The organism is Pseudomonas sp. Irchel 3E19 (assembly GCF_900187585.1).
In the GTDB taxonomy this organism is placed as follows: Bacteria; Pseudomonadota; Gammaproteobacteria; order Pseudomonadales; family Pseudomonadaceae; genus Aquipseudomonas; species Aquipseudomonas baetica.
Map to the genome: position 1 here is coordinate 42355 of NZ_FYDT01000016.1, position 12061 is coordinate 54415.

A 12061-nucleotide genomic window follows, 5' to 3' on the forward strand; every position below is an offset into this window, starting at 1 on the left:
GGAATGCATCTTGTGACGCTCTGCGTCACCCGGTGAAGGGACGCGGAGCGTCCCGGGCGGCATTCCCACGCGGAGCGTGGGAACAATCACTGCCGGGATGCGGAGCAGTTATCGTCAGCGCCCACTATCCAGCGGTAAAAATAATCGGCAATCACCTTTCCACCCGTAGCCGGGACTGGATGAATCTTGTCCGGACCAATCATCGCGGCCGCATAGCGTTTGACGTCGGAGCCAAAGGCGCATTGCAGATTGGCGTAGCCCAGATGCTGCTCGTGCGCCCAGGGTTGCAGAACCTGCGCATACGCCGACATCGGATAGGCACTGGACCGCGTGGTGTCCTGACGCATGATCAGGTTGATGCTCGCGGCTGGCTGGATCTCGCGGATCATCCCCACCAGACCCTGCACATTGTGCAGATACGCTTCGGGCTTCACCCCAAAGCCCTGATCGTTGCCACCGAGCATGATCAGGTAAACGTCGGCGGGAATCTTCGATACCGCGGCTTTCCACTGAGTCTGCCACTGCGGATCCTTATGATAAAAGTCAGCGGATGCCGCGCCAGACGCCGCGAGTTTGGAAACCCGAATGCCGTTCTGATCATTGCTCATCCACAGGCCGAACAGCGTCGGTGCCCCCTTCACCACTTCCAGTCTGAATGCCCAATCCGCCGCAGTCGGTGTGCCCGGCAATGGCACTTCCTGAACGCCTGAGCCTGCGAGCGTCAATGGCTTCCAGTCTTGCGATGGCGCCCAACGATAGCGCACCTCACCGGGTTCGCCATTGCCCCGATAAAGCAACTTCGCCTGGGTGACCGCCGTGTTGATGCGAGGTGTCGGGTTGGCATCGATCTGTAACCAGGCGCCGGGCTGCCCTGTCACCGTGCGGCTGTCAGGACTGGCCTGGCCGAGGCCGGATACATCCCAGCCGCCACCAAAGTACTTTTCGCTGCTGCGGGTGTATTTGAAATGCGTGCCACCCAGCGCCGCGCCATGGTTGAAGCCAACGTAACCGGGGCCGGCGAAACCGACCTCCCCGGCCACGCGCTGCACCAGTTTGTTCAGATAGAAATCCTGCCCGGCGCTGTAGCTGTCGCCGATTACCGAGACGGACAAAACCTTGTCGGCCTTGCCTTCGCGCCACTGAGCAAAGCGCTCGCGCGCATCGCCCACCTCAACCACTGACGCCGCAACGGGCTGGACGTCATCAACTGCCAACATGCATAAATTCCTTCATTCAGTGACGGCCCCTTCGCGAGCAGGCTCGCTCCCACAGTAATCGTGTGTAGACACAGATCCAGTGTGGGAGCGAGCCTGCTCGCGAAGCTTTTAGCTTTCTTAGGCCTGCACCACCGGAGTGATGGGCGCCAACGGTTTTTTGCTTGCCGCGCGCTCACCTAGGAACAGCACAGAGGTGAAATTGAACCGACTGAAAATCATCGACAACACCACCGGCCCGAGCAAGCCGCACGCCACGCCACCGAATACCAGCAGGCTTTCATCCTTCACACCCAACCGCCCCAGCACAAACCGCGACGTGGCCGCGAACAGCACATGGAACAGGAAGATCGCATAGGAATACCCGCCCAGCCAGGTCAGCCACTTCGAGCGCATGTCACTGGACAGCAACGCAATGCACGACACGCACCCCACGATCAGGCCAATCAGACTGCGGCGATCAACGATCAGCTCGCGATCAATTGCCGCCACATACAGCAGCGTCAGCGAGATCAGCACAAACACCAGCGGGCCGATCACCTTGAACCGCTGCTTCAATGCATCGACATTTTCCTGGCCAATCATCCCCGCCACAAAAAACGGCAGCAGGTAGATCGCGCCGTTGATGCCGAACGCATCAAACTTGAACGGCGGCAGCAAAAACACCGCTGCCGCAAAGGCAAACAGCAGATACAAACGCGTCGCCGAACGCAGCAGGCCGCGCCACTCCAGCAGGCCGACGAACATGAAAATGATGAACACCGCCTGCAAGAACCAGAAGTGGTTGATCGGCACCCAGAACGACAACAACGCGTCGATCACGCCGACGTCCTTGTTCACCCCCGGCCCCACCGCTTGCAATACCGAGAACGGCACGCCCACGCAAAACAGCGGCACGATCAGCCGCCGCACCTTGCCGGAAAAGAACGCGGAAAAGTCATTGCCACGGATTTTGTAGATGGAATAGATGTACCCGGAAATGAAGGTGAACAGCGGCATGCGCACGTACACCATCGAGTCGGCAATCACCCGGAACGGCGAGCCGATATCGATCTTCAAACCACCACCCAACGGGCCGATGACGTGATAGAGCACCAGCAGCAGGCACGCCAGCCCGCGCAGGGTTTCGATCTCCAGAGACTTTTTCTTGCTCGACATAAAGCACCTGCCTCAATTCAGAATTCTTGATTCAACCTGCACCGGCTTGTTGGCCCGCAGCATCAATCCCAGGCCGACGAACAGCACCGGCACCACCATGGAAAAGTGCCGGGCGAAGGAACCGAAGTCCGGCTCGAACAAGCCTTGCACCAGCAAAAACGCCAGCGGGATCGCGATCAGTTCCTTGGGTTTGGTCTGGATCGGCGCGCCCTTGTAATCGGTCGAGGTGATGACTTTGAACAGCAGCAGCGCGGTCATGATCATTAACGCCACGAAGATCACCTGACCCGGTCCGGACAGCAGGATCAGCTCCACCGGGAACGACAACCGGAAGAAAATGATCATCGAGTCCAGCGCCTGCGAGACGAAGTCACTGCCACTGAGCCAGGACACGATCAGCGATTTGGAGCCCTCCTCCCCCGCCGTGCGCAACTCGTTGTTGCTGGCGCGAATCGACGACACCGGAAAGCCCAGCGCCACCTGAATCGACATGGCCACCGCCAGATAGAACAGGAACAGCATCAGAAAGAAGGTGAACCGCGAGACGTATTTCTTCATCACACAGACGCCGACCCAAGACAGCGAAAACAGAATCCAGTACGGCCGGATCAGCACGCCGTAGATCACCGCCGAGAGAAAAAAACCGCCGCGATATTTGCGCGTCAACGAGCTGAGCAAAATGCTCAACACCGCCACCGACACAATGATTTCCTTGGTCAGGTTCTCAAGGAAAAACGAGCGAACGATGCCCCACAGACACAGGGTGCCGAAGATCGCCAGCGGCATGCGCCGAAAGACCACCACCGGAATCGCCGTAAGGAAAAAGTTGCAGAACATGCCGTAGGCCCAGGCATTGGTCAGGTTGATCCCGGTGGGCCGCAGCAGGAACGCCGAACACTCGTAGGACGAGCGATCCGGCGAGAACGGGTTCCAGAAATTGCAGTTGTCGGCGCGGGCGTAGGACGACCATAACGTCATGGCATCCGGCCCGGGAGCACGCGGGACCAACAGCGGCATGGCCACCGACAGAAACAGCCCGGTGAAGAGGATCAGGAACGAGACGTACGAATCGAGTTTCTTGCCGCGAAACTCGATGCACGGCAGCTTCAGGCCCATGACATAGCGGCCTTTTTCGTTGCGGTCACGCGGGTCAACAGGGCAATCACGCCGAGCTGCACGATGATCGCGAAGACGTTGCCCCAGGCCGCGCCATAAATCGAATAGTGCTTGATCAGCACATAGCTGACCGGCACTGAAACCAGCAAGCAGAACGCCGCACTGGCGAGTGACACCCGACTGTTTTTCGAGGCAATCAAACCGCCCCAGACGATGTCGCCAATCGCCCGCAGGGCGAAGGAAAAGATCAGCACGCCAAGCAGCGCGTTGTCCGGACGCGGCACGCTGGTGGCGACGTAATCGAGCACGATGTTGAAGAACAGATAAATCGCCACGGCGACCGCAGCGGACACCACCAGCGAACGCGCAACCCATTTGTTCACAAACAGTTGCCTGACCGTGAACGGTTGCTGCTCAGCCTGGAAACGCTTGGCCAGCAGCGGAATCCCGACCACCGCCACCACTGCGTAAGACAACGCCTGCAAGGTGTTGGCCGCCGACCACGCGTACACGTATTTACCGAGGTTGGCGTAGGGTTCGAGGTCGGCGATCAGAAAGCGCTCGGCGTACTGACTCAGGGCGATCAACCCGGTGCCGAAATAGAACGGCAAGCCGGCCTTCCACACCGTAGCCGTAGCCAGTGTGCCGCTCTCTCGCCCGTGATGAACCTTCACCACAATCAGGTAACCGGCGATGATCACCAACACGTTGGCGGCGACCCACAACCACAACACACTGGCGACGCCTGACACCCAGCCGAGCATCATCCCGCCCACGGCGAGCAGTGCCCACAGACCGGTCTTGATAAAGAACAGCAGTGCGCCCGCCGTGGCTTTCTGCGCGGAAAACACGAACGAGTTGATCTCGAACGACAGGTGCTCGGTGAGCAACACCAGGGTGACACAAGCGATCAGCGCGATGGGCGCATCAACCTGCTGGAACAGTGAGTAAATCCCCACGGTCACCAGCGACAACACCAGCCCCACGGCCAGATACAGCAGCAAAACCTTGTCGACCACCCGGCGCGAACTGCCACCGACACTGATCAAGCGATTGATTTCGGAACTGAAACCGACGCTGTAGAACTTCGATGCGATCAACGACGCCGCGACCACCACGCCGTAAAAACCCAGGGCCTCATACCCAAGGAAATGGGTGATGGCCAGCACCAGCAAAAACTTCGCGCCCAAGGCACCGCCGCGAAGCAGTAGCCGAAATATCATCGAACGATCCCTTTGATGATGTCGTCCATGGCCACGGTTTTTGCCTCGATCTCGCGGCAGGTGTCGGTCAGGCGTTTACCGAAATCGGACAGTGCATTTGGCGCATAAACCGTGTCGATGATGGTGTCGACATTGATGTCGCCACCGTTGATCACCCAGTCCTCGACGCCCATGTCTTGATAGGCGCCAAAGCCTTTGCGCTCATAACTGATGTGGTACGCCGGCACGCCCGACAGCAGCGATTCGATGGCGCCGTGCAAGCGCACGGAAATCACCAGGTCCGGTTGATATTTGGCAATCGTGGCCTTCAACGACAGCAGGTCTTCGCTGATGCCCAGTTCGCGATAGAACGCGCCGTCGTCGTTGCCGCGCACGGCGCTTTGTACCGCGCAGACCACTTTGCTTTTGTTCTTCAGGCGTTGCAGCAGCAACTTCAGGTTGGCGACATAGGCGACTTTCTTTTCCTTGCTCCACTCCGGCGGCTTGCGCAGCACCACGCACACCGTGGCGGGTGACGAGGCGCAGCGGGTGAACTTGGGTTGCAGAAGGATTTTGCTGGCCAATGACTGCACCGCCAGATCCGGCGCGCGATAGACGTTGTCACAGGCATCGAAGATCGCCGACGAACGATTGTCGCGCACGAACACCGCATCGGCGCTGGCATAGTGCTCGACGATCTTGCTGCTCTCGCCGTGGAACGGCCCGATGCTTTGCGGCAGGTACACCGAAGGCACCTTGCTGAGGATCGCGGTTTCCAGTTGCTTGGCGTGGCCGAGTTTCAACTTGATGTGTTCGAAGGCACTTTTGGAGCGCATGTAACCGCCGCCGACGCCGACGATCAGATCGGTCTTCTTCAACAGGTCAGCGAGCCCGGCATAGGACTGATTGAGAAACACCGCTTGTTTGACCCGGCCCAGCCCCTTGGCTGCCATCACCGGTGCGTTAAAACGCGGGTGCGGCAAGTAGCTGAAGGATTCGGGATCGGAAGCCACGACACTGATCGCGGTGTCTTCGCCAAAGTTGCGCTGCACCAAGGCAATGGCCAGATCGACGAGCAGGCCGTCACCGGAGTTGGACGCACTGTAGCCATGCAAAATCGTTACGTTCATAAGCTGATTTCTACTTAGTAAGAGGGAGCGCGGTACAGGTCGTAGGTCTGGCGAATCATCAACGCGGCGCTGAAACGCTCGCGGACGATGCTGCGACCTTCGTTGCCGAGGTCGAGCAACCGCGGCTTCTGGATTTTCGACAGCACGTCGGCCAGCGCCTGGTGGTCACCTGAGGGGAAGACGTAGCCGGACACTTCGTCGGTGACCAGTTCGGGCAATGACGTGCAATTGCTGGCAATCACCGGCAGCCCCATGGCCATGCCTTCCAGCGGCACCATGGCGAAACCTTCCCAACGACTCGGGACGATCAGCGCATCGGCTTTTTGATACAGCGCGTGCACTTCACTCGGCGTGACCCACGGCAAGTATTCAACCGAGTCCATCGGCGGGCACTCGACCACATCCTCGTTGACCGCACTGCCGACCACCGTCAGTTTCAGGTCGTTGCGCTGCACCTTGGCGTAGGCCTTGAGCAACACGTCGAAGCCTTTCTGATAGTCGAGCCGGCCGACAAACAGCAGATGAATCGGCTCGGGATTAGCCGGCTTCAGCGCTTCATCGCGGTGGTGAATGCCGTTGTAGATCAACTTCATGCGCTTGCGTTCGATGCCGAACCGCGCGGCTTTATCCAGCTCGTACTGGCTGACGCAAATGATCACGTCGGTGACCTTCTGCAACACCCGCTCGATCCACGCATAGACTTTCTGCTTGGTTGGCGAGCTTTCCATCAGGAACGAAAAAGCGTGCGGGCAATAGACAATTTTCGGCTTGCGCCACGGCCGCAACAGCACACACACGCAACGGCCGATGACCCCGGAGAAGGTGCTGTGCAAATGCACCACGTCGGGTTTTTCCTTGAGCATCACCTGGGTCAGGCGCCAGGCGAAACGCAGCAGCGACGGCACATTACGCCCGGTCCGGGCGAAGGTGCGGATCTGCTGCGGCGCGATGCCGTGCAGTTCTTTTTCCTGATCCTGCGGGACCAGATAGACCAGTTGATAGTTGGCAGCGTCGTCTTCAGGCGACGCTGAAATCGTGCGGATCACCGTCGCGACGCCGCCTTTTATCGTTTCAGCCACGTGCAGTATTTTTTTCACAACTCACCCACTTCAAAAGTAAGGACAACCGCTGAAACTCAGGACTTGTCGGACGCGTATTCGTAGTTGTAATAGCCGTAGCCACCGTTGCCGTAATAGCTCGCGGCACGCTTCTCGACGCCGTTGAATACCGCGCCTTTGAGCTCAATGCCGTTCTGGGCAAAGCGGCGAATGGTCAGCTCGATCTCTTTGGCCGGGTTCACCCCGAAGCGCGTGACGATCAGGCTGATGCCCGCATCACGGCCGACAATCGCCGCGTCGGTCACGGCCAGCAGCGGCGGTGTATCGATGATCACCACGTCGTACCTGTCGCTGAGTTGCGCCAGCAGTTCGCGGAAGTTGGCGTGCATCAACAGCTCGGAAGGATTGGGTGGCACCTGGCCGCGACTGATGAAGTGCAGGTCGGCACCATCGATTTTATTGATCGCCTGCTCGAGGCTGCAGCGCTTGACCAACAGGTCCGACAAACCATTGTCGATCGGTACGTTCAGGGTCTTGTGCAGATGCCCTTTGCGCATGTCGGCATCGATCAGCACCACACGTTGACCGCTCTGCGCCATGACGGCGGCGAGGTTGGAGGACACGAAAGTCTTGCCGACCTGCGGGCTCGGCCCGGAAATCATGATGCGATTGTTGGTTGAATCCAGCGCGGCGAAGTGCAGACAGGTACGCAGGCTGCGGATCGATTCGATGGACAGGTCCGTTGGATTGCGTAGCGCCAACAGGTACGCCGGTTTATCGACGCCGTCACGGGCGCGTCCCGTCCTGCCGTCCTCTTCCTGTTGCAGTGTGCTGTAAGGAATTGACGCATAGACCGGCAAGCCAAGTTGCTCGATAGCCTCTGGCCCTTCCAGGCCACGGCTCAGGGATTTGCGCAGCAGCACGAGGGCCACGCCGATGAAGGCGCCGAGGAACGTGGCAATGAGCACGATCAAAGGCTTTTTCGGTTTGACCGGGCTGGTCAGGTCGACATCCGCCGTATCGATCAGGCGCACGTTGCCGACTGCGCCGGCACGGACGATGTCCAGCTCTTGGGATTTGTTCAGCAGTTGCGTGTAGATCTGCGAGGCCACTTCGACATCGCGAGTCAGATTGAGCAGCTCCTGTTGCGTAGCCGGCAGGTCGCCGACTTTGCTTTCCAGCGATTTCTGTTGCTGGGTCAGTTCGCCAATCTGCGACATCAACGCGCGGTAGGCCGGATGCTGTTTGGTGAATTTTCGATCCATCTCCGCCTGCTGCATTCGCAACTCGGAAATCCGCGTTTCGAGCGCCACGGACTGACCGAGCACCGATTGGGTTTCCAGCGAGATATTCACGGTTTTGCCGTGGGTCTGGTAGGCGTTGAGCGCATCGCTGGCCTTGGCCAGATCGCGTTTGACCTGCGGCAGCTGACTTTGCAGGAAGGCCAGGCTCTGCGCCGCTTCGGCCGAGGTGCGACGCACGTTTTGCTCGACGTACAGCGCGGCGATCTTGTTGAGGATCTTGACCGCTTCGGCGGCGTCGGTGCTGGCCAAGGCGAGGCGAATGATCCCCGACTCCTTGCCTTGCTCGGAAATATCCAGCGCATCCTGATAACTCTGGACAGTCACGATCCGTGGGTTGCGCACGACTTCGAAACGCGTGCCGGGGTTCGCTGCCAACTGCGTGATCAGCCCTTCCACACCGTCCTGCGTGAAGGCTTCGCCCGTCACGCCTTCCACCAGCAAGTTGTCGTTGTCATCAAACAACTGGAATTGATGTTGCTCACCCGCGACCAACGTGAGCTTCTTGCCCAGCAATTCTTTAGGCAGATTGAGGCGGGCAAACTCCAGACGCTCACCGCCCCAGGCATAACTGCTCAGGCCAAAACGTGGCGCCGCTACGCTGGATTCGGTTTCGCCGCGATAGCGGCGGGCGAGAAAGCCGCCAATAACCGGGAACCTGTTGGGCGTGACGTCGATATCCAGACGCAGGTCATCGACGGTTTTGCCGATCACCGCGCGCGACTTGATGATGCCTATTTCGGTCACCGACGGCGATTGCCCACCGAGCATGCTGTTGAGGTCGGAAAACCCGAGCATGTCGTTCTTTTTCGGTTCGACCTGCACCAGCGCATTCGCCAGGTACACGGGCGTGGCCAACACTGCATAGGCAACACCGGCGGCCATGAAGGCGCCGGTGAACGCGCCGATCAACCACTTCTGGTCAATCAAGCTGCCGAATATGCCGAGCAGATCAATACTGTCTTGATCGTTATCACGGCTGGCGATTACTGACGGTAACTGCATAAGTCTGTTCTTACCATTCACTGATCTGAAGAATATTCATCAACGTGCGAGACGTTGTGCCCAGGAGCTGACAGCATCTTCAATCAATGCATGGGCATGAATAAAAGCGGCCTTGCCTTGACGATAGGGATCTTGTATTTCACGTTCGCTCTGCCACTTGCCGAGCAAAAACACTTTGCCTCTGGCGTGAGAGGCCATTTTCAATACTTGATTTACGTGTTGTTTTTCCATGACCAGAATCAGGTCTGATTCATTGACAATGTCGGCAGTCAGCTGCCGTGCCTGAAACCCTTGAGCGCTATGCCCATGATCCTCCAGCACCTGCCGCGCCGATGCTTCAACACCTTCACCAACGCGTGCAGCAAGGCCTGCGGAGGTCACCGAGATCGTTGAGGGTGCCAGCGCGTTGCGCAACAGAAGTTCTGCTGTCGGACTTCGGCATATATTGCCCACGCAGACGACAAGGATCTTTTTGAACAAAGTTTACTTTCCTGTGTAATATCAAACTGCCAACATCTAGAGCGAACTTTAATGAACGCACTAGATCTTCCCGCACTCAGAAATAGGTTGGCCCTGTTAATACAGTGTATTAAGTACCACAGGCCCAAAAACGCCCCAACCAGAATTAGCGGACTAAAAATAACTGTGATTTTCAGGTTATGGATTCCTGACAAAAAATAACATTGACGCACTTAGCGCCATTGTTAGTTTCGTAATTCATGTAACGAGATAACTATTCGCCGTTGTCATTCCCATCGGGAGAAAAGACATGAAATCAGCACATCTCAAACGGCTCGCCTCTGCGTTGCTGGCGCTCAGCGCCGTCACTCACGCTCACGCCAGTGAGCTCTTCCCCAACCTTCCCGCCAAGACCATTGGTGTTCAGGTGAAGATCCAGAACTTCACCGTCGAAGACGCGGCCCACATCAAAGCCGCCGGGTTCAGTTTTGTGCGCTTCGGCGTGTGGAGCGACAGCCTGAGTGCCAAGGCTTATCAACAGCAGGTCAGCGATGCCTTCGCGGCAGCCAGGTCCGCGGGTTTGCCGGTGCTGCTGACCGTGCGCGCCATCAAGCCCTTGCCGGCCAGCGATCTGACGACAGCGGGCGAATCGTTTGCCAACGCACTCACGGGCCTGGAGAAGTCCTACAGCGCGCAACTGGTGGCGATTGAAATCTGGAATGAGCCCGACCTGGACACCTATTGGCCAACGCGCAACTTCGACACAACATTCGTGCCGTTCATGAACGCTGTGTGCAAGTCGCTGCAGGGCACGGCGCTAACAACGCCACGGGTCGGCTACGGGTTCGCCCGGCCACCGACGGCAGGCTCTGCCTCAACCGTGGCGCTGAGCCGCATCGTCAGTGAATACCCGAAATGCCTCAACGCGATTTCCTATCATCCCTACGGCATGACCGCCACGCAGATCAGCAATGCGCAGGCCTTCATTCAGCAGAACTTCCACTTGCCGGGGGTCATCAGCGAATGGGGCATTTCGGCGCTCAGCTCAAACGGCGGCAATGACGGACAAGCCAGCAAAATCGCCTCCTTCATCGCCGATGTGAAAAGACTCAACATCCCGCTGACCTCGATCTACGAATGGAAAAACAGCGACTCGGGCAGTAACGATCGCGAGAAGAACTTCGGCCTGCTGACCTCTGGCGGTCAACCGAAACCGGCGAAACTGGCCGCCGCTACCCAATTGAATACACAGTAGGCCCTGCGCGACTGATCTGTTCGCAGGTCAGTTGCTTTGAACCTGTTGGCTGTTTTGGCATCGTATTCATCGATAGCGCGCCCTGCCTTTCAAACAATCGTTTCCCGGTTGTTGCCGCTGGGGCCATCGATACACGCACCCGCCCTTGAGTGGCTGTCAGCGCTCGGGTAATGTCGTCAAACCCACAGGACAGAGCACACACATGACTTCCAAGCTGGAACAACTCAAACAAATCACCACCGTGGTTGCCGACACTGGCGACTTCGAAGCGATTGCCCGGGTCAAGCCGGTCGACGCCACCACCAACCCTTCGCTGCTGCTCAAGGCTGCAGCCATTCCTGCTTACGCCGAACTGCTGAACGCTTGCGTCAGCGACTGCAAGGGCGATGTGGGTCTGGCCAGCGACCGTTTCGGCGTCGCGGTGGGTCAGGAAATCCTCAAAGTGATTCCGGGCCGTATCTCCACCGAAGTGGATGCACGCCTGTCGTTCGATAAAGATGCCGTACTGAAACGCGCGCACCGCCTGATCGAGCTGTACGACAAGGCCGGCATTGGCCGCGACCGCGTACTGATCAAGATCGCCTCCACCTGGGAAGGCATCCGCGCTGCCGAAGTGCTGGAGAAGGAAGGCATTCAGACCAACCTGACCCTGCTGTTCTCCTTCGCGCAAGCCGCTGCGTGCGCCGATGCGGGCGTGTTCCTGATCTCGCCATTCGTGGGCCGCATCTACGACTGGTACAAGAAGGCCAACGGTAACGACTACACCGGCGCCGATGATCCGGGCGTACAGTCGGTGACGCGTATCTACAACTACTACAAGGCCAATGACTACAAGACCGTGGTGATGGGTGCGAGCTTCCGCAACCTGAACCAGATCGAGCAACTGGCTGGCTGCGATCGTCTGACCATCAGCCCGGATCTGATCGACAAGCTGGCGGCAGATACCGGCAAGCTGGAACGCAAACTGGCGCCGGGTCATGCCGGTGAAGCGCGTTTGAGCTTGAATGAAGCGCAGTTCCGCTGGTTGTCCAACGAAGACGCGATGGCTACCGAGAAACTCGCTGAAGGCATCCGTCAGTTCGCCCGTGACCAGGAAAAGCTTGAGGCGTTGCTGCAAGCCAAGCTGTGATCTGAGTCGCTGGAATGCAAAAAGGGCGAACCCG

10 protein-coding genes are annotated in these 12061 nt (G+C 58.3%); 2 read left to right on the forward strand and 8 right to left on the reverse strand.

The annotated features are described in order from the left end of the window. Window positions 1–86: 86 nt before the first annotated feature. From CKW18_RS12665 to CKW18_RS12700, 8 genes are all read right to left on the reverse strand, one after another. Window positions 87–1217: a GDSL-type esterase/lipase family protein gene (locus CKW18_RS12665; RefSeq protein ID WP_095189107.1), complete on the reverse strand. Its 1131-nt coding sequence runs from the start codon at window positions 1215–1217 to the stop codon at window positions 87–89. Between the two features lie 117 nt (window positions 1218–1334). Next, window positions 1335–2372 carry an acyltransferase family protein gene (locus tag CKW18_RS12670; protein WP_095189108.1) on the reverse strand — a complete coding sequence of 346 codons (1038 nt, stop codon included), beginning with the start codon at window positions 2370–2372 and terminating at the stop codon, window positions 1335–1337. A 12-nt stretch (window positions 2373–2384) separates the two neighbouring features. Further along, entirely contained in the window at window positions 2385–3488 is a 1104-nt protein-coding gene (locus CKW18_RS12675) for a hypothetical protein (protein ID WP_095189109.1), read from the reverse strand. Next, on the reverse strand, window positions 3479–4711 hold the full coding sequence (locus CKW18_RS12680; protein WP_095189110.1) for an oligosaccharide flippase family protein: 1233 nt from the start codon (window positions 4709–4711) through the stop codon (window positions 3479–3481). The genes CKW18_RS12675 and CKW18_RS12680 overlap by 10 nt, the downstream gene beginning before the upstream one ends. Then, the gene (locus tag CKW18_RS12685) at window positions 4708–5820 is read right to left on the reverse strand and encodes a polysaccharide pyruvyl transferase family protein (RefSeq protein ID WP_095189111.1); all 1113 of its coding nucleotides are present in this window, start codon (window positions 5818–5820) and stop codon (window positions 4708–4710) included. Before CKW18_RS12685 ends, CKW18_RS12680 begins: the two co-directional genes overlap by 4 nt. Window positions 5821–5834: 14 nt before the next feature. Beyond that, window positions 5835–6917, reverse strand: a complete 1083-nt coding sequence (locus CKW18_RS12690) for a glycosyltransferase (RefSeq protein ID WP_095189112.1) — start codon at window positions 6915–6917, stop codon at window positions 5835–5837. 38 nt (window positions 6918–6955) lie between these two features. Beyond that, window positions 6956–9184: a polysaccharide biosynthesis tyrosine autokinase gene (locus tag CKW18_RS12695; protein WP_095189113.1), complete on the reverse strand. Its 2229-nt coding sequence runs from the start codon at window positions 9182–9184 to the stop codon at window positions 6956–6958. A gap of 39 nt (window positions 9185–9223) precedes the next feature. Then, entirely contained in the window at window positions 9224–9664 is a 441-nt protein-coding gene (locus CKW18_RS12700; RefSeq protein WP_095189114.1) for a low molecular weight protein-tyrosine-phosphatase, read from the reverse strand. A gap of 289 nt (window positions 9665–9953) precedes the next feature. On the opposite strand from CKW18_RS12700, the gene CKW18_RS12705 reads away from it, so the two are divergent. Both CKW18_RS12705 and tal read left to right on the forward strand, forming a co-directional pair. Continuing rightward, window positions 9954–10898: a glycosyl hydrolase family 5 gene (locus tag CKW18_RS12705; protein WP_095189115.1), complete on the forward strand. Its 945-nt coding sequence runs from the start codon at window positions 9954–9956 to the stop codon at window positions 10896–10898. Window positions 10899–11100: 202 nt separating this feature from the next. Further along, window positions 11101–12027, forward strand: a complete 927-nt coding sequence (tal, locus tag CKW18_RS12710) for a transaldolase (RefSeq protein ID WP_095189116.1) — start codon at window positions 11101–11103, stop codon at window positions 12025–12027. Window positions 12028–12061: the final 34 nt, after the last annotated feature.